Source organism: Streptomyces sp. NPDC031466 (genome assembly GCF_055581265.1).
The window spans coordinates 441,909-459,923 of sequence record NZ_JBVIJT010000007.1 but is presented as its reverse complement, the minus strand read 5'-3'; the positions used below and the strand labels follow the sequence as shown (position 1 = coordinate 459,923).

The following is an 18,015-nucleotide window of genomic DNA, read 5'->3' as shown; positions in this document are numbered from 1 at the left end:
GGGGGGGTCAGCCGCTCTTGGGGACGACCTGGATGTCGAGGTCGATGGTGATGCTGTGCCCGACGGCCGCGATGCCGCGCGCCAGCATCGTCTGCCAGGTGATCGTGAAGTCGTCGCGGTGCAGCTCGGTGGTGGCGCGGCAGGCCACCCGGGTCTCGCCCTCCAGCCCCTGGCCGACCCCGAGGTACTCGGTGTCCAGGGTGACGGTGCGGGTCACGCCGTGCAGCGTCAGGCCGCCCGAGACGGCCCAGCGGCTGCCGCCCTTGTGCACGAAGCGGTCGCTGTAGAACTCCATCGTCGGAAAGCGCCCCACGTCGAGGAAGTCGCCGGAACGCAGGTGGTCGTCGCGCATCCGCACCCCGGTGTCGATGGAGGCCGCGTCGATGACGACGTGCATCGCGGAGTCCTCCATCCGCTCGCCCATCCGTATCGCGCCCGCGAAAGTGTTGAACCGCCCGTGGATGCGGGCCAGCCCGATGTGCCGCGCGGAGAACGCGACCGAGGAGTGCAGGGGGTCGATCTCCCAGTCCCCGGGCTCGGGAAGCGCCGGCGGCGGGGCCACTTGGAGCATGACGTCACCGAGCGAGGCGTGCGCGTCCTGGCCGACCGTGGCGCCTCCCCGGTACGGGGTGAACCCTTCCGCCGAGACCACCAGCCGGTACTCCCCCGCCGGGACGGTCGTCACGAACGACCCGTAGGGGTCCGTCCCGCCACCGACCACCTTGCGGCCCATGGCGTCCGACACGGCGAACTCCGCGTTGCGCACGGGTTCGTTGACGGGGTCCAGCACCCGGCAACTGAGCACCCCCGCGTTCGGCGGAACCGTGAACGCCGACATGAGTCCCGTCCGCCCCACCCGATTCGTACGGTTCCCCACCCAACGGCCGAACACGTGCGACACACCCCCGCGATCCTTGACAACACCTGCAAACTGCGACGAATAGGCATTCGATCACCGTTGTGGCTTTCGATGCAACACGGCCCTACATCACGGCAATGCTGCCGTTGCGCTGGAACTGTCGCGACTGGCCCGAAATAGCCTCCGTGCGGGGTATGAGTGAGAGTGGGTCCCGGGCGAGCGGTGCGCTACGGCGGCCGGGTGGCGGCTTCGAGGCGAGGGGCCGACCTCGGCCCGGCGCTCACCACCGCGACCGCCCCGTCCACATCCGTGCGCAGCACCCGCGTCCCCCCGGCCCGCAGCGCCGCGACGGTGACGGGCGCGGGATGGCCGTACGAGTTGTCCGCCCCGCAGGAGATCAACGCGAGCCTGGGTGCCACCCTGCGCAACAGCTCCGGGTCCTGGTGGGCCGAACCGTGATGAGCCACCTTGAGCACGTCCACGGACGCCAGTGCCGCCCCGGCCGGGGTGCGCAACAGCGCTCGCTGCGCGGGCGGTTCGAGATCGCCGAGGAGCAGCAGCGTCAGCCCTCCGGTCCGCACGAGCAGCGTGACGCTCGCGTCGTTCGGCCCTTCGGGCGCCGTCATCGGCCCGGCCGGGGGCCAGAGCACCTGCCAGTCCAGCGGCCCCGCCCGGCGCCGCTCCCCCGCGACCGCCCGCGTCACCGGAACGCGCTCGGCGGCCGCCTGCTCCCGCACGAACCGAGCCTGTTCCGGCGGCTCCTGGAACCCCGTCGTCTGGATCACGCCCACCTCACGTCCCCGCAGCACTCCCGGCAGACCCGCGACGTGATCGGCGTGGAAGTGCGTGAGGAGCACCAGGGGCACCCGGGTGATCCCGAGCGAGCGCAGGCAGCGGTCGACCGCCACCGGGTCCGGGCCCGCGTCGACGACCACCCCGGCGCCGTCCCCCGCCGCCAGCACCGCGGCGTCGCCCTGTCCCACGTCGCACATCACCATGCGCCATCGCGGCGGCGGCCACCCCGCGATCACCCGCGTGAGGGGCGGCGGTTGAACGACCGTCAGCAGGAGCAGCAGCGCACAGGCCGCGGCGAGCCACGGATGCCGGGCCAGGCGGCGGCCCACCAGGACAAGCCCTACCGTGGCCAGTGCGAGCAGCAGTCCGCCACGCCATCCGCCCGGCCAGTCGATCCCGCTGCCCGGCTGTGCCGCGCCGGTGCGGGCGATCTCCGCGATCCATTCGACCGGCCAACTCGCGCACCACGCCACTGCCTCGGCGACGGGCATCGCCACCGGCGCCAGGGCCAGCGCGGCGAACCCGAGCACCGTGGCGGGCGCGACAGCGAACTCCGCGAGCAGATTGCACGGCACCGCGACCACGCTCACCCGGGCGGCGATGACCGCGACGACCGGCGCGCACACCGCCTGCGCCGCCGCCGCCGCGGCCAGCGCGTCGGCGCACCGCGGCGGCATCCCCCGACCTCGCAGCGCCGCGCTCCAGCGGGGCGCCAGGGTGAGCAGGGCGCCGGTGGCGAGCACGGAGAGCAGGAAGCCGTGGCTACGGGCCAGCCATGGGTCGTACAGGACCAGCAGCAGGACGGCGGCGGCGAGCGCCGGGATGAGCGATCTGCGCCGTCCGGTGGCGATGGCGAGGAGCGCGATGAGCCCACAGGCCGCGGCCCGCAGCACGCTCGGGTCCGGTCGGCAGACGATGACGAAGCCGAGGGTGAGCAGCCCGCCCAGCAGCGCGGTCGCGCGCAGCGGGACCCCCAGCTTCGGGGCGAGCCCCCGGCGTTCGACCCGTTGGGCGGTGCCCGGCGGCCCGATGAGCAGGACCAGGATGACAGTGAGGTTTCCCCCGCTTACGGCAAGCAAATGTGTCAGGTCAGTCGCCCGGAACGCCTCTTCCAGTTCGGCCGGTACCCGGGAGGTGTCCCCGACGACCAGCCCGGGGAGCAGCGCTCGGGCATCGGCCGGCAGCCCGTCCGTGGCCTCCCGCAGTCCGCCCCGCAGCTCCCCCGCGAGCCGCTGTGCCCCGGACGGACCCTCCACCACCTGGGGCGCCCGCTCCCCGGTCACCCGCAGCACGGCCGCGACCTTGTCCCCCTGCGGCAACGGCGGCGCCAGCCGCGCCCGTACCCGGAGCCGGGTGGAGGGCAGCAGGGCCAGCCAGGCGTCACCGGGGTGGGATGCGGCGGGACCCTGCCGAGCCCCTCCCCCGGGCGGCGGGCCTTGGCCCCGGCTGCGGGGAGGGTCCGGTGCGCTCCCGGCGCCCGCGCTCTCGCCCCGCACGACGACCAGCACCGGAGTACGCGTCACGGTTTCCGTGCCGTCCGTCTGCTTGACGCGGACGACATCGGCGTGGAGCACCACCGAGGGCGGCATCGCGTGTGCGCTCGCCACCCGGGGCCTGGTCCGCCGGGGGTCCGACGTCACCACCACCTCCGCCTCCACCCGCGCGTATGCGTCGGCGAGGGCGGGGACGGGGCCCCGGTGGAGGTCCGCCCCGTGCAACGCCGCCGAGGCCGCGGAGGCGGCGGCGCAGAGCAAGGTCGCCGCCAGGGAGAACCGCCCCCACGGGGACCCGCGCCCACGCCGCTGCCGCCGGTCTCGGCGCCACCCCCGAGCCGTCCACGCCACCAGCACCGCGCCGGCGACCGCCACGCAGGCCGCCACCGTGGTGACCGCCCACCGCGGCGGGGCGTCCAGCATCAGAGCGGCCGCCGCCCACGCCGCCAGGGCGGGCGGCACCAGGCGGAGGTCCGCCGGCCCCTCCTGCCGGGGGTGTGCGGCACCGAGACGGTGCCCCGAGGAGACGTGGACCTCCGCACGTGTCGCCCTGGACCGGGACCCCGGCGTCATGGCCGCACGAGATCCTGGAGATCGGCGAACCGCCGGTCCCCGATGCCGTTGACCTCACGCAGCTCTTCGACGGTGCGGAAACCGCCGTGTTCGGTGCGGTAGTCGATGATGTGCTGGGCCAACACCGGGCCCACGCCGGGGAGTTCGTCCAGCTGCTCCGCGGTCGCCGTGTTCAGACCGACCGGCCCCGCAGCCCCGGCCGATCCCGCGCCCGCGGCCGCGCCGGTGCCCCCGGCACCGGAGGGCGGTTGCGGTGCTCCGACCACCACCTGCTCGCCGTCCGTCAGGAACCGCGCGCGGTTCAGCCCCGCCAGGTCGGCGCCCGGCCGGGCCCCGCCCGCCGCCCGCAGCGCGTCCGCCACCCGGGAGCCCGCGGGGAGCCGGCGGACACCGGGATGGCGGACCTTCCCGCTGACGTCCACGACGATCCCGCCGCCACGCTGCCCGGCCGCCGCCCCCGCCGCACCGCCCGTGTCGGCCGTCGCCCGCCCCGCCGGCGCCGGAGGTCCGGCCGAGGGAGCCGGCCGGGCACCTCCTTCGGCGGATGCGCCCGCCGCGCGCACCACATCCGGTGCTCGCACCGGTCGCGCCCGTCCTGTCCAGAAGTGCTGTGCCGCGAAGAGGGCGGCGACGACCAGGACCACGGCGAGTGCGATGACACCGCGCCGCTCCATGCCGCACCGCGACTGGACCCACACCGGCAGCCGCTCCCGTACCGCGAGCCCCATCCGCTCCCGGCGCGAGGGCCCCACCTGCGGATCCAGCCCCGAAACGGGCTGCGCCTCCAGCCCGACGGACCCCACTTCCGGGGCAATCGGCCTCCCGTCCGCCGCGACGGACTCGACGTCCGCCCTGCTCCCTCCCCCGTGCTCCGCGCGCCGCGCCCACGCCGGCACAGTCGCGGCCGAACGCGTCACGCCCAGCGGCCTCGCGCCCAACCTGGGCGCGACAGGCGGCGGTTGCGGCTCGGCGAAGAGGCTCTCCGCCCGCAGCCGCACCGCCTCCGCCGAGGCCTGTCCGCCCCGGACCCGGCCCTGGCCGCGGCCTCTGACGTGAGGGGGCTGTGCGCGGGTCCGGCGGTGGCGTGTGCGGACCTGTCGGTGCTGTGCGCGGCCGTCGGAGGCGGGGTCCCGGCCGGGGCCACTCGTCACGGAAGCCGCACGGGAGGATGATCGAAGTGAGGTCATGCCGACGACGGTAGGCACCGGGGCGACATTATGTTGATCTTGGTCAATTCCGGGGGATTACCCGGCAGTTGTGGATAACTCCGTCACCCGCACGAGGGAATTCACCCTGTCACCGCCGGGAGACCATCGCCTCGTCGCGGGAGACCAGCCCCTCACCGCGGAGAGACCACTGCCCCCAGCAGCCCGGGCCCGGTGTGCGCGCCGATCACCGCGCCCACCTCGCTGACGTGCAGCTCCCCCAGGCCGGGCAACCGCTCCCGAAGGCGGTCCGCGAGGGCCGCCGCCCGGTCCGGCGCCGCCAGGTGGTGCACCGCGATGTCGACCCGGCCCGACCCGGCGCGTTCGACGACGATCTCCTCCAGGCGGGCGATCGCCTTCGACGCCGTACGCACCTTCTCCAGCATGTCGATGCGGCCGCCGTCCAGCTTCAGGATGGGCTTCACGGCGAGCGCGGAACCCAGCAGCGCCTGCGCGGCGCCGATACGGCCGCCCCTGCGCAGATAGTCGAGGGTGTCGACGTAGAAGTACGCGGACGTGGCCGCGGCGCGCTTCTCGGCCGCCGCCACGGTCTCCTCCACCGAGTCGCCCGCCTCCGCGGCCTGCGCCGCCGCGAGCGCGCAGAAGCCGAGGGCCATCGCGACCATGCCGGTGTCCACCACCCGCACCGGCACCGGCGCGTCCTTCGCCGCGAGGACCGCGGCGTCGTACGTACCGGAGAACTCGGCGGACAGGTGCAGCGAGACGATGGCCGTGGCGCCGCCCTCGGCGACCTTGCGGTACGTCTCGGCGAAGACCTGGGGGCTCGGCCGGGAGGTGGTCACCGACTTCCGCTTCTGCAGGGCGAGGGCGAGGGAGCGGGCGGAGATCTCGGTGCCCTCCTCCAGCGCCTGGTCACCCAGGACCACGGTCAGGGGCACCGCGGTGATGCCGTGCCGCTCCATCGTCCGCTGCGGCAGGTAGGCCGTGGAATCCGTGACGATCGCGACATGGCGGGACATGAGCTGGAGATTACCCGCCTGGACCACCGGGCGGCAGCCCGGCCCCCGATCCCCCTCGCCCGCCCCCGTCCACCCGGTTTCCCGGGTGCACCCCGCGTCGTGAATGGTTCAGGTCGTGCTCTCGGGCTTGGCCTTCTTCTCCCACGGATAGGTGGGCCTCGCAGCGGGCGGCGTGATCGCGGGCCGCGCCGCTTCCCCGGGCTCCGGCGCGGCGGGCTCGGACCAGGACTGCTCGGTGTCCTTGGCGGGCTGCGCCGGGGGCTCGGGCCAGGCGGCCGGGGCCTGCGCCGGACCGGTGGTCCAGTGCCGCAGGGCGCCCGCCTCCATGTCGATCTGTGTGCTCAGCGAGTCCAGGTCGTCGTCGGCGAACCGGTGGGCGCGGTCGCGCGCCGACCACCGCAGCGAGTCGGCCGCCTTGACGATCCGCTCCGTGCGCTCCCGCAGGCCCGGGAGCCGCTCGGCCGTGGCGGCCTTGTCCGGGTCGCGCTCCAGGCGGCGCAGCTCACCGTCCAGCTCGTGCCCATGGGCGCTGAGCCGGTCGAAGAGCCCGAGGGACTCCTTCAGGGAGGCGTCCTCGACCGCGCCAGCCCGCAGGACGTCCTGCGTGGCCCGCATCGACGAGCGCAAGGACAGGCGCAGCTGGGCCAGTTCGCCCGCGGTGCCCAGCTGGGCGAAGCTCTTCGCGCGCAGGGTGGTGTCCTCCACCGTGCGGCGGGCCTCGGAGATGGTGCGGTCCACGCCGCGCTTGGCCGCCTTGACGACCTTCACCGTGGCATACACGCCCAGCAGCAGGAACAGCACGACGAGCAGCGCCACGATCACGCCCACGGCTTCCACATGACGCCCCTCTCCGAGTCCGGTCCCGCCCGCTCCGGCGGCGGTCCCTCCACCGTAAACGGAGAAGGCAGGTCGGAGGTTCCATCGGAACCCCCAACCTGCCCGTAAGGGAAGACCCCCATGCGTTACGCGGGAACGATGTTCACCAGCTTCGGCGCCCGCACGATCACCTTGCGGATGCCCGCGCCGTCCAGCGCGGCGACGACCTTCTCGTCGGCCAGGGCCACCTTCTCCAGCTCCTCGTCGGAGATCGACGGGGAGACCTCCAGGCGCGCCTTGACCTTGCCCTTGATCTGCACGACGCAGGTCACGGACTCGTCCACGACGTACGCCGGGTCGGCGACCGGGAAGTCCTGGTGGACGACGGAGTCGGTGTGGCCCAGCTTGCGCCACAGTTCCTCGGCGATGTGCGGGGCCAGCGGCGCGATCAGCAGCACCAGGCGCTCGGCGACGGACCTCGGTACCGCGCCGCCCGCCTTCGTCAGGTGGTTGTTCAGCTCGGTGATCTTGGCGATGGCGGTGTTGAACCGCATGCCGTCCAGGTCCTGGCGCACTCCGTCGATCGCCTTGTGCAGGGCGCGCAGGGTGGCCTCGTCGATGTCCGTCTCGGCGACGTCCGCGACGGTGACCTCACCGGTCGCCTCGTCGACGATCAGGCGCCACAGGCGCTGCAGCAGGCGGTACTGGCCGACGACCGCGCGGGTGTCCCAGGGGCGCGACACGTCCAGGGGGCCCATCGCCATCTCGTACAGCCGCAGGGTGTCCGCGCCGTACTCGGCGCAGATCTCGTCCGGCGTGACGGCGTTCTTCAGGGACTTGCCCATCTTGCCCAGCTCGCGCTTGACCTGCTCGCCCGCGAAGAAGAACTGTCCGTCGCGCTCCTCGACCTCGGCGGCCGGCACCGGGAAGCCGCGGCTGTCCCGGTAGACGTAGGCCTGGATCATGCCCTGGTTGTACAGCTTGTGGAAGGGCTCGGCGGAGGAGATGTGCCCCAGGTCGAACAGCACCTTGGACCAGAAACGCGCGTACAGCAGGTGCAGCACGGCGTGTTCGGCGCCGCCCACGTACAGGTCGACGCCACCGGTGGGCTGACCCTCGCGCGGACCCATCCAGTACTGCTCGACGGCGGGGTCGACCAGCTGCCGGTCGTTGCCCGGGTCCAGGTAGCGCAGCTCGTACCAGCACGAACCGGCCCAGTTGGGCATGGTGTTGGTCTCGCGGCGGTACTTCTTGGGGCCGTCGCCCAGGTCCAGGGTGACGTTGACCCAGTCCTCGTTGCGGGACAGCGGGGTCTCCGGGGAGGTGTCCGCGTCGTCCGGGTCGAAGGTGCGCGGCGAGTAGTCGTCGACCTCCGGCAGCTCCAGGGGCAGCATCGACTCGGGCAGCGAGTGGGCGATGCCGTCCTCGTCGTAGACGATCGGGAAGGGCTCGCCCCAGTAGCGCTGGCGACTGAACAGCCAGTCGCGCAGCCGGAAGTTGACGGTGCCCTCACCGATGCCGCGGGTGGCCAGCCAGCCGGTGATGCGGGCCTTGGCGCCCGTGACGTCCAGGCCGTCCAGGGAGACCTCCTCGTTCGAGGAGTTGATCAGCTTCGCCTCGTACGAGGAGAAGGCGTCGTCCCAGGCGGTGGTGTCGGTGCCGCGGCCGTCCGAGGGCTCCACCACGCAGCGCATGGGCAGGTGGAAGGCGCGCGCGAAGGCGAAGTCACGGCTGTCGTGCGCCGGGACGGCCATGATCGCGCCGGTGCCGTAGCCCATCAGGACGTAGTCGGCGATGAAGACCGGGACCTGCTCGCCGCTGACCGGGTTGGTGGCGTAGACGCCGGTGAAGACGCCGGTCTTCTCCTTGGCGTCGGCCTGGCGCTCCACGTCGGACTTGGACGCCGCGAAGGCGCGGTACTTGGCGACGGCCTCGGCCGGTGTGGCGTGGCCGCCGGTCCACACCTCGTGGGTGCCCTCGGGCCAGGCCGCGGGGACGACCTTGTCGACCAGCTCGTGCTCGGGCGCCAGGACCATGTAGGTCGCGCCGAACAGGGTGTCCTGGCGGGTGGTGAAGACGGTGATGGCGTCACCCTCGGTGCCCACGGGGAAGTTCACGCGGGCGCCTTCGGAGCGGCCGATCCAGTTGCGCTGCTGCAGCTTGATGGCCTCGGGCCAGTCCAGCGCGTCCAGGTCGTCCAGCAGGCGGTCGGCGTACGCGGTGATACGCATGTTCCACTGGCGCAGCTTGGCCTTGAAGACGGGGAAGTTGCCGCGCTCGGAGCGGCCGTCGGCGGTGACCTCCTCGTTGGCCAGGACGGTGCCCAGGCCCGGGCACCAGTTGACGGGCGCGTCGGAGGCGTAGGCCAGGCGGTACTGGCTCAGTACGTCGGCGCGCTCGGCGGCGTTCAGCTCGCTCCACGCGCGCGTGGTGCCCGGAACTGCGCGGTCACCGCTGTCGAACTGCGCGACCAGGTCGGCGATCGGACGGGCCTTCCCGGCGTCGGCGTCGTACCAGGAGTTGAAGATCTGGACGAAGATCCACTGGGTCCACTTGTAGTAGTCCGGGTCGATCGTCGCGAACGAACGCCGCTTGTCGTGGCCCAGACCCAGGGCACGCAGCTGGGCCTTCATGTTCTCGATGTTGGCCTCGGTGGAGACCCGGGGGTGGGTGCCCGTCTGCACGGCGTACTGCTCGGCGGGCAGGCCGAAGGCGTCGAAGCCGAGGGTGTGCAGGACGTTGTGCCCGGTCATGCGCTGGAAGCGGGCGAAGACGTCCGTGGCGATGTACCCCAGGGGGTGGCCGACGTGCAGGCCCGCTCCGGACGGGTACGGGAACATGTCCATGACGAACTTCTTGGGCTTGGCCGCCAGAGCGGCCTCGGCCTCGTCGCGCGCGGCCAGCTCACCGCTCGGGTTCGGCGCCTCGTAGGTGCCCTCGGCGTCCCAGAAGTCCTGCCAGCGTGCCTCGATGTCAGCGGCCAGAGCGGCCGTGTAGCGGTGCGGCGCGGCCACCTCGGAGGCGGCGGCAGAATTCGTTTCGCTCATGATCCTCAAAGCTCCATCGATCGTCTCTGCCTGCGGAATTGACCGTGTGGGTCAAACAAAAATGCCCCTCGCACAGGAGGGGACGCCGCGCCGATGCCGACCGCGATTCACCGGCGGTCGGGACTGATCAGCGCGGCCCGCCAAGCAGAAGGCGTACAGCACGCATGGCGTCAGGGTACCGCAGCCCTCCTGCGGCCCGCGACGAGCTCGTGGGCGGGGGCGCCGCGGGCTCGCGGGCGGGGTGCCGGACCTCTGCTCCCGCGACCTTTGGCCAATGGTTACTCCGCGTACCGCCCAGTATCGGGGCAACACCACGAGCACATGACCCTTTGATAACAACGCAATAACTCAAACCTCGTACCCACCGGTATGGAGCGACTTAGCATGCGGCGGGACCGAACCTTTCGGAGCCGCCCCCATGAACTCATCGCACCCTCATCGCCGCAGCCGTCTGCTCGGCGCCGGAGCACTGCTGCTGATACCCCTGCTCGTCCTCGCGGGCAGTGACGGCTTCCGGGCCGCCCTGGACTTCACCACCGGCGTCCTCAGCCTGGTCTCCCTCACCGCGGCCGTGGTGTGGGGCCTGGTCGCCACCGACCGCCTCTTCCTGCGCTCGCGCCAGCGGCTGCTCGCCCAGGCCGTGCACCGGGCCACGGCGGTCGCCTCCGTCGGCTTCCTGCTGCTCCACGGCACCGTCAAGGTCGCCCTGGACCATGTGCCGCTCCTCGGCGCCCTGGTGCCCTTCGGACTGGGCGTCACCGGCGGCGCCGGGCTCATCGGCCTCGGCTCCCTCGCGGGGCTGCTCATGGTGGCCACGGGGGTCACCGGTGCCCTGCGCAGCGCCTTCGCCTCGCCCGCGCGGGTCGCCTCGCGCTGGCGTGCGCTGCACACGCTGGCCTACCCCGCCTGGTGCGCGGCGCTCGTCCACGGCCTGTACGCGGGCCGGCCGCCGAAGCCATGGGTGATCACCATGTACTGCTTGTGCCTGGTCGCCGTCGCCGGGGCCGTGGCCCTGCGCGCGGCACCACCGCCCGTCAAGCGGGAGGTCGCCGCCCGCCTCCTGGCCCTGCTCGAACCGGAGCGCGGCACCCCGCCGCCCCCGGACCGTCCTCCCGTACGGGGCCCCCTGTTCCCGCCGCTCCCCGACACGAGCCCCGAGCGCGCCGCCCCCACCCCCGGCCCTGTCGCCGGCATCTGGGCGGCCTACCGGGCGCTGACCGAGCCTTCGCGCCCCGCCGGCCCCCCACCACCGCGCGCGGAACCCGCGGAGCGCTGGCCCACCCCGTGCCCGCCGCCGCCCGCGCAAGCCCCGTACATCGCCCCGCAGCCCGCGTACGACACGGCGCGGCGGCCCCTCCACGACCCCGTTCACGACAGCGGCCCCGCCACCGAGCCGCTGCCCCGGCCCTATCAGGCCCCCAGCACCGGCGAGCCCTGGAACGCCGCCACCGGAGGCCACCCGTGAACGCGCTGCCCGACGTCCCCGAGGTCCGTGTCGTCGGCCTCCCCCTGCTCACCTCGGGCTTCGACCTGGTCGAACGCCTGGACCTGACCATGCACCTGAAGGTGCACGGCCCCCTGGAGCCGATGGCGGGCGAACCGCTCGCCCGCCTCGCCGAGCACATCGCGCTGCGCGGCCGCGGCGGCGCCGGGTTCCCGTTCGCCCGGAAACTGCGGGCCGTCGCCGAGGCGGCGATACGTCGCGGAGTGCGCCCCGTGGTGGTCGTCAACGGCAGCGAGGACGAACCCGCCTGCCGCAAGGACACCGTCCTGATCAACCGCGCCCCGCACCTCATCCTGGACGGCGCCCTGCTCGCCGCGGAGGCCCTCGGCGCCCGCACCCTCGTCATCGGCGTGACCCGCGACTCCACCGAGGCCTCGATGCACGCCGCCCTGGCCGAGCGCGGCCTCGGCAACCGGCGCGGCTCGGCCCTGCGCGCGCGGGTGCAGCGCAATCCGGTGCGCATGGTCACCGGAGAGTCCTCCGCCCTCGTCCGCTCGGCCGACGGCGGCCCCCCGCTGCCGCCCGGCCGCAAGGTACGTACGTCCGACTCCGGGGTCGGCGGCGCGCCCACGCTGCTCTCCAACGCGGAGACCTTCGCGCAGCTCGCGGTGGCCGCGCGGATCGGCGCCGACCGCTACTGCCGCACCGGGCTGCGCGAGGAGCCCGGCACGGTCCTGCTGACCCTCTCCGGAGCGGTCGCCCGGCCGATGGTCGTGGAGGTCCCCACGGGAGTGCCCCTGCGGTACGTCCTCCAGCTCGCCGGCGCCCCGCCGCTCCCCCAGGGAGTGCTGACGGGCGGCTATCACGGCAAGTGGCTCGACAGTGTCGCCGCGCACGACGCGGTCGTCTCGCGCGCCGGCCTGGAGGCCTGCGGCGGGACGCTGGGGGCGGGCGCGATCCTGCCGATCGGTGAGGGCACCTGCCCGCTCGGCGAGTCCCTGCGGGTCGCCCACTGGCTGGCCGGGGAGAGCGCCGGGCAGTGCGGTCCCTGCTACCTCGGCCTGCCCGCGGCGGCCCGCGGCCTCGCGGACGTGCTCCAGGGGGGCGGGCCGACCGCCCTGGAGGCGCTGCGCGAGGTGACCCGGGCCGTGAAGCGGCGCGGCGCGTGCAAGCACCCCGACGGCTCCGCGGCCTTCCTGGAGTCCACGATCGCGGCCTTCACGGACGACCTCGCGGCACATGTCCTGGGGGACGGCTGCGGCCGCCCCGTCGAGGGCGTCCTGCCGCTCCAGGCCGAGGCTCCGCCGGTCAAGGCGCCCAGCGGGCGCAAGCTGGCCGTCGACTGGACCCTGTGCGAGGGGCACGGGCTGTGCGCGGACATCGTCCCGGAGCTGATCCAGCTGGGCCCGGACGGCTTCCCCTCCGTGGCGGAGGCCTCCGTACCGCGCTACTCCGAAGCACGTGCCTCGCGCGCGGTGCGCCGCTGCCCGGCGCTCGCCCTGCGCATCGAGGAGGACCCGAAGGCGGCGCCCCCCGCCCGGCCCTCCCCGCCCGCCGCGCTTCCGCCCGGCCGGGGCCGCCGGGCGCTCGGCAGCGGACGGCAGTGAGCGGCGGAGAAACCGCCGGAAACGAGAAGTGGGCCACCCGATCCGGGTGGCCCACTCTCATCTGCTGTGGAGCTAAGGAGAATTGAACTCCTGACCTCCTGCATGCCATGCAGGCGCTCTACCAACTGAGCTATAGCCCCTTGCTGTGTCCGCCCGGTTTCCCCGGCGGCTCCGCCAACATTACACGGTCATCCCCGTGCTCCACCAAATCGCTTCCGGTCTGGACCGATACCGCCCGATAAGGCCGGTACTGTCAGCCTGCGTGACCGTGATCGCGTTCGCCGCCACCCGCCGCCGCGTACCCCTGGCCGCCGGGGCCTGCCTGTTCTCCTTCACGGCCTTCTGGCTCGCGCAGCGCGCCGCCGACGTCTCGATGATCGACCTCATGGTCTACCGCGCCGAGGGCGAGACGGCGCGCGCGGGCGGCGACCTCTACGCGCTGCGCACCACCGAAGCCCATCTGCCGACCACCTACCCGCCGTTCGCGGCGCTCCTGTTCACGCCGCTGACCCTCCTGGAGATCCCGGACATGCGCGCCCTGGCGACCCTGGGCAACCTGTTCCTCCTGTGGGCGTTCGTCGTCCTGTCCCTGCGGCTCGTCGAGGAGGGCGGCCACGCGCGCGTGGAGCACGTACGCGCGGAGAGCGCCCTGTGGGTGTCGGCGGCCGCCGTCTGGTGCGAGCCCGTGTGGACGACGCTGCGCTACGGACAGGTCAATCTGCTGCTCGCCGTCCTCGTCCTGTGGGACCTGTCCCGGCGGCCCGGGCACCGCTGGGCGGGGGCGGGCATCGGCATCGCCACGGCGGTCAAGCTCACCCCCGGCCTCTTCGCGGTGTTCCTGCTGCTGACCGGTGCCGCCCAGGCGCTGCGGCACGGCGGATGGCGGTCCCCGGTACGGCACGCGGGCGTGGCGGCCGTCTCGTTCGCCGGTGCGACACTCCTCGCGGGGGTCGTCCTGCCCCACGACTCGTGGCGGTTCTGGACCCGGATGGTCTTCGAGGCGGGCCGGGTCGGCCTCGTGGAGGACACCGCCAACCAGTCGCTGCGGGGTGTCCTCGCGCGGCTCCTGCACACCACCGAGCCCGGCGCCTGGTGGCTGGTGTCGGCGGCGGCGTGCGGTGCGCTCGGCCTCGGCGTCGCGGTGGCCGCCGCGCTGCGCGGGGAGCGGGCCCGGGCCACGCTGTCCTGCGCGGCGACGGCGCTCCTGGTGAGCCCGGTGTCGTGGTCGCACCACTGGGTGTGGTGCGTGCCGATGGTGCTGCTCCTGGGGACCGAGGCGGCCCGCCGGGGCGGCCGGGTCCGCTGGACGGCCGCCGGAGCCGTCTTACTGGTCTTCTGCTCGTACGCCCTGTGGTGGGTGCCGCACGGAGCCGGGCGCCTCGAACTCGGCCAGAATTATGGCCAGATGACGCTGTCCGCCCTCTACGGAGTGACCGCTTTGGGGTTTCTGCTGGCCGAGGTCACGCGGTGGCGAACGAGTAGAACCGCTTGAGGGTGCAGTGCTCGTCGAGCAACCGGCCGTAGATCGGCTCCCCTTCGAGCTCCCGGTAGGTCTCGATGGGGTCGCCTTTTATGATCAGCGCGCGGGCGCATTCCTCGCACCAGTACTGGTACTCGGCGTTGACCGGCTCCATGTCGCGGACGATCGGTGTGCCACTGCCGCACCAGTCGCATTTCCGCCTGTGTGCACCCATCGATCAGCTCCAGCTGTGGCCGCAGGCGGTACAGACGTAACTGACCCCGCCGTTGTCACCGAGTACTTGGGCGACGTGGGCCGAGCCGCAGGAAGGACACTTGAGGAGCGTTCGGAGCGCGGCACGGCCTCGTGTCGCCGCCGCGTCGAAGAGGCGGTCGACCTCTTCGAGGATGCTCGCAGGCATCGCGCTCTCCCTCCCTCGGGCTGCGTCCCCTTCCGGCCGTTTGATTCTGCCACGCTCCGAGCGGGCCGGTCAGCGACGCCTTCGTACCAGTCCGGACACGGCGCCACTGCCGAGAGGTCGGCGAGCGCGTGGCGGCACAACAGAAAATCCCGCCCCCTGACGGGGACGGGATTTCAAAACTGTGGAGCTAAGGAGAATTGAACTCCTGACCTCCTGCATGCCATGCAGGCGCTCTACCAACTGAGCTATAGCCCCTTGCCCCACGCGGATCGAGCCGCGTGGTGTCCCGGCCCGCTCTGCGGGCCGAACAAGAAGAACTTTAGCCTGCGACCAGCCGGAATGTGAAATCCGGGTCCGGTGCCCGCCCGACCGGGCGGCCGAGCGGTCCGCGGGCGCTCAGTCGTCGTCGCCGAGCACCGGCTCCGGCAGCGTGCCGGCGTTGTGCTCGAGCAGGCGCCAACCGCGCGCACCTTGGCCGAGGACCGACCAGCAGCAGTTGGAGAGCCCCCCGAGCCCTTCCCAGTGGAGGGACTCCAGACCGAGGAGGCGACCGATCGTGGTGCGGATGGTGCCGCCGTGGCTGACCACGACCAGCGTGCCGTTGTCGGGCAGCTTGTCCGCGTGGCCCAGCACGACGGGCGCGGCACGGTCGGCGACCTCGGTCTCCAGCTCGCCGCCGCCCCGGCGCACCGACTCGCCGCGCTTCCACGCGGCGTACTGCTCGCCGAAGCGGGCGATGATCTCGTCGTGCGTCAGGCCCTGCCACGCACCGGCGTACGTCTCCCGCAGGCCCTCCTCGTACGTGACGGGGAGGCCGGTGACGGCGGCCAGCTCGCTCGCGGTGGCCGCCGCCCGCTTGAGGTCGGACGCGATGATCGCGTCCGGCTTCAAGGAGGCGAGCAGCCGGGCGGCGCGCCTGGCCTGGTGGACACCCGTGTCGGTCAGCTCGATGTCCGTGGTGCCCTGGAAGCGGCGCTCAAGGTTCCAGGCCGTCTGGCCGTGCCGCCACAGGATGATCCGGCAGCCGCGGTTGTTCACCGAAGCTCACCGTCCAGGTCAGCCTCCTCGGCCCGCTGCTGCTCGGCGTGCTCGGCGCCCTTGCCGCGGGTCGCCTTCGCCTCCTCGGGCAGATCGATCTCGGGGCAGTCCTTCCACAGGCGCTCGAGCGCGTAGAAGACGCGCTCCTCGCTGTGCTGGACGTGCACGACGATGTCGACGTAGTCCAGGAGGATCCAGCGGGCGTCGCGGTCGCCCTCACGGCGGACCGGCTTGGTGCCGAGCTGCTTGTTCAGCTGCTCCTCGATCTCGTCGACGATCGACTTGACCTGGCGGTCGTTGGGCGCGGAGGCGAGCAGGAAGGCGTCCGTGATGGAGAGCACGTCGCTGACGTCGTACGCGATGATGTCGTGCGCGAGCTTGTCGGCAGCCGCCTGGGCGGCGACGTTGATGAGCTCGATGGAGCGGTCCGTGGCGGTCACTGGTGAGCTTTCCTTCAGATGGTCAAGACACCCCCAGGGTCTCACGGACCGCCGCCCGCGCCCCAGACGATTGCGTCACCGCCTCCGCGACCCGCGCTCTCACCTCGTCGCGTAGTCCTGTCCGAGGATCACGGAGACGTCGGCGTTCGCCGTGGTGCGGCCCTTGCGGACGGCGCCGGTGGGCAGGCCGAGGGTCTTGGCGACCTCGGTGGCCTGCGCCTTCCTCGCCTCGTCGGCGTAGGTGACCTGGGACGCGGACCGGGCGGAGCCCGCGCCGCCGTCGACGAAGGTGTAGCCGCCGTTGACCAGGGAGATCCGGGCCTCCTGCGCCGCGCCCTTGGCGCCGGAGGCGTTCGTGACGGCGACGCGGAGGGCGGCGCCCTGCTCCGGGCTCTTCACCGCGCCGCCGAGGATGTCCTTGACCACCCGGTCGCCGGCCTGGTCGGCGAGGGTGCCGTCCGCCCGTACGGGGAGCAGCGTCGTCTTGTAGTCGCCGCCCTTCGCTCGGTCGGCGAGCTTGGCGAGGAAGGCGCCGAGGTCCTTCTCCTTCAGCGAGGGGTCGAGGATCTGGGTGAGCGACTCCACGGTGGTCGTGGCCGCCTGCGGGTCGGAGGAGAGCTTGCGCAGGACGCCCTGCATGACCTGGCCGAAGCGGGCGAGCTGCGCGCTCTCGCTCTCGCCGGACGCGCGGTAGGTGGCGTACGCGACGGCCATCGGCCCGCTCAGGGTCTGCCGCTCGCCCTTCTTCACCAGGGGCGCCTCGCCCTTCCCGGCCTTCGGGTCGGGCACGTCGGTGTCCGTGTCGACGTCGATGTTGCCGACGAGCTCCACGAGGTTGTCCAGATACGGGGTGTCCAGGCGCCAGGTGCCCTCGACCTCGGTGCCGAGGACCGTGTCGATGGCCTCCCTGGTGCCCGTCGAGCCGTCGTCCTCGACGGACTTGCCGAGCGTCGTGGCGCTGCCGTTGTCGTCCGAGACGGACAGGGAGTTCGGGAGCAGGACGGTGGCGCCCCGGCCGGTGGTGGCGTTGTCCACCAGGAGCGCGGTGGAGGTGCCGCCCGCCTTGGTGTTGTGCAGATGGAGGACGATCACGTCGCGCTTCTGCGGTCCGCCCGCGCCCGCGGCGCCGTCCTCGCCGCCCGACTGGCCCGGCAGCATGCCCGCGAACCAGAGGTAGCCGACGCCGCCGGCGACGACCAGGGCGAGGACCACGGCGAGCGTGACGACGCGGGAGCGTCCGCGCCGCTTGGCCTCCTCGCGCCGCTCGGTGCGGCTCTCGGTGAACTTCAGCCAGTCGATGACGTCTTCGGAGTCCTCGTCGGGCTCCTCGATGAACGAGAACTGCTCGGTCTTGTAGTCCGGTCGCGACGCCGCCCGCGGCTCCGGCTCCGGTGCCGCCACCGGTTCGGGCTGAAGGTCCTGCGGGGCCTGCGGTTGCTGCTGCTGAGGGACCCAGGCGGTGTTGTCGTACGAGGTCGCGGCGGGGGCCTGCGCGTCGTACGCCTGCTGCTGCTCACCGGCGTACGGGTCGTACCCGTACCCCGGGTACTGCTGGGGCACCTGCGGCTGCTGAGGCGCCTGGTACTGCTTGGGCGCTTGAGACTGCTGAGGCACCTGGGGCTGCTGCCCCTGCGGCTGACGCACCAGCTGATACACCGGCTGCCCGTACTCGTCGTACCCGACGACCTCGTACTGGTCAGCCCCGTACTGGTCGACCCCGTACTGGTCGACCCCGTACTGATCGACCCCCGACTGGTCGGCCGTGTACGCACCCACGTACTCGCCCGCATACGGGTCGCCGCCCGCATAAGGGTCGTACTGTCGGTCGTTCACCGGTG

14 protein-coding genes and 2 tRNA genes are annotated in these 18,015 nt (G+C 72.9%); 3 read left to right on the top strand and 13 right to left on the bottom strand.

From position 1 onward, the window contains the following. Positions 1-7: 7 nt before the first annotated feature. The 6 genes from ACZ5GP_RS19975 to leuS form a co-directional block, all read right to left on the bottom strand. Complete coding sequence (locus ACZ5GP_RS19975; RefSeq protein ID WP_468752164.1) at positions 8-892, bottom strand: YceI family protein; 885 nt, start codon at positions 890-892, stop codon at positions 8-10. A 194-nt stretch (positions 893-1,086) separates the two neighbouring features. After that, positions 1,087-3,720: a ComEC/Rec2 family competence protein gene (locus ACZ5GP_RS19970; RefSeq protein WP_468752094.1), complete on the bottom strand. Its 2,634-nt coding sequence runs from the start codon at positions 3,718-3,720 to the stop codon at positions 1,087-1,089. Further along, positions 3,717-4,472, bottom strand: coding sequence for a ComEA family DNA-binding protein (locus ACZ5GP_RS19965; RefSeq protein WP_468752093.1), 756 nt, complete (start codon positions 4,470-4,472; stop codon positions 3,717-3,719). The genes ACZ5GP_RS19970 and ACZ5GP_RS19965 overlap by 4 nt, the downstream gene beginning before the upstream one ends. A 587-nt stretch (positions 4,473-5,059) precedes the next feature. Continuing rightward, positions 5,060-5,905, bottom strand: a complete 846-nt coding sequence (locus tag ACZ5GP_RS19960) for a DegV family protein (protein WP_468752092.1) — start codon at positions 5,903-5,905, stop codon at positions 5,060-5,062. A 108-nt stretch (positions 5,906-6,013) separates the two neighbouring features. Then, complete coding sequence (locus ACZ5GP_RS19955; RefSeq protein WP_468752091.1) at positions 6,014-6,742, bottom strand: hypothetical protein; 729 nt, start codon at positions 6,740-6,742, stop codon at positions 6,014-6,016. Between the two features lie 125 nt (positions 6,743-6,867). Further along, on the bottom strand, positions 6,868-9,768 hold the full coding sequence (gene leuS, locus ACZ5GP_RS19950) for a leucine--tRNA ligase (protein WP_468752090.1): 2,901 nt from the start codon (positions 9,766-9,768) through the stop codon (positions 6,868-6,870). Positions 9,769-10,186: 418 nt separating this feature from the next. On the opposite strand from leuS, the gene ACZ5GP_RS19945 reads away from it, so the two are divergent. Then, positions 10,187-11,233 carry a hypothetical protein gene (locus tag ACZ5GP_RS19945; RefSeq protein ID WP_468752089.1) on the top strand — a complete coding sequence of 349 codons (1,047 nt, stop codon included), beginning with the start codon at positions 10,187-10,189 and terminating at the stop codon, positions 11,231-11,233. Further along, complete coding sequence (locus ACZ5GP_RS19940; protein ID WP_468752088.1) at positions 11,230-12,819, top strand: NADH-ubiquinone oxidoreductase-F iron-sulfur binding region domain-containing protein; 1,590 nt, start codon at positions 11,230-11,232, stop codon at positions 12,817-12,819. Before ACZ5GP_RS19945 ends, ACZ5GP_RS19940 begins: the two co-directional genes overlap by 4 nt. Positions 12,820-12,886: 67 nt before the next feature. Here ACZ5GP_RS19940 and ACZ5GP_RS19935 read toward each other — a convergent pair. Continuing rightward, positions 12,887-12,959: transfer RNA gene (locus ACZ5GP_RS19935), tRNA-Ala, on the bottom strand. A gap of 122 nt (positions 12,960-13,081) precedes the next feature. Here ACZ5GP_RS19935 and ACZ5GP_RS19930 point away from each other — a divergent pair. Continuing rightward, the gene (locus ACZ5GP_RS19930; protein ID WP_468752087.1) at positions 13,082-14,311 is read left to right on the top strand and encodes a glycosyltransferase 87 family protein; all 1,230 of its coding nucleotides are present in this window, start codon (positions 13,082-13,084) and stop codon (positions 14,309-14,311) included. On the opposite strand, the gene ACZ5GP_RS19925 is transcribed toward ACZ5GP_RS19930, so the two are convergent. From ACZ5GP_RS19925 to ACZ5GP_RS19900, 6 genes are all read right to left on the bottom strand, one after another. Next, positions 14,280-14,513 carry a hypothetical protein gene (locus ACZ5GP_RS19925; protein ID WP_358586772.1) on the bottom strand — a complete coding sequence of 78 codons (234 nt, stop codon included), beginning with the start codon at positions 14,511-14,513 and terminating at the stop codon, positions 14,280-14,282. The genes ACZ5GP_RS19930 and ACZ5GP_RS19925 overlap by 32 nt on opposite strands. A gap of 3 nt (positions 14,514-14,516) precedes the next feature. Next, positions 14,517-14,699, bottom strand: a complete 183-nt coding sequence (locus ACZ5GP_RS19920) for a hypothetical protein (RefSeq protein ID WP_358586770.1) — start codon at positions 14,697-14,699, stop codon at positions 14,517-14,519. A 182-nt stretch (positions 14,700-14,881) separates the two neighbouring features. Further along, positions 14,882-14,954, bottom strand: a tRNA-Ala gene (locus ACZ5GP_RS19915). A 141-nt stretch (positions 14,955-15,095) separates the two neighbouring features. After that, the gene (locus ACZ5GP_RS19910) at positions 15,096-15,737 is read right to left on the bottom strand and encodes a histidine phosphatase family protein (protein WP_468752086.1); all 642 of its coding nucleotides are present in this window, start codon (positions 15,735-15,737) and stop codon (positions 15,096-15,098) included. Continuing rightward, positions 15,734-16,177 (bottom strand): ribosome silencing factor, encoded by a 444-nt coding sequence (rsfS, locus tag ACZ5GP_RS19905; RefSeq protein ID WP_468752085.1) that lies wholly within the window; start codon positions 16,175-16,177, stop codon positions 15,734-15,736. Before rsfS ends, ACZ5GP_RS19910 begins: the two co-directional genes overlap by 4 nt. 99 nt (positions 16,178-16,276) lie before the next feature. Next, positions 16,277-18,010, bottom strand: a complete 1,734-nt coding sequence (locus ACZ5GP_RS19900; RefSeq protein ID WP_468752084.1) for an LCP family protein — start codon at positions 18,008-18,010, stop codon at positions 16,277-16,279. Positions 18,011-18,015: the final 5 nt, after the last annotated feature.

Coding starts and splice junctions, on each gene's coding strand:
- leuS (WP_468752090.1), bottom strand. CDS start 9,768: ATGAGCGAAACGAATTCTGCCGCCGCCTCCGAGGTGGCCGCGCCGCAC.
- ACZ5GP_RS19970 (WP_468752094.1), bottom strand. CDS start 3,720: ATGACGCCGGGGTCCCGGTCCAGGGCGACACGTGCGGAGGTCCACGTC.
- ACZ5GP_RS19960 (WP_468752092.1), bottom strand. CDS start 5,905: ATGTCCCGCCATGTCGCGATCGTCACGGATTCCACGGCCTACCTGCCG.
- ACZ5GP_RS19945 (WP_468752089.1), top strand. CDS start 10,187: ATGAACTCATCGCACCCTCATCGCCGCAGCCGTCTGCTCGGCGCCGGA.
- ACZ5GP_RS19925 (WP_358586772.1), bottom strand. CDS start 14,513: ATGGGTGCACACAGGCGGAAATGCGACTGGTGCGGCAGTGGCACACCG.
- ACZ5GP_RS19920 (WP_358586770.1), bottom strand. CDS start 14,699: ATGCCTGCGAGCATCCTCGAAGAGGTCGACCGCCTCTTCGACGCGGCG.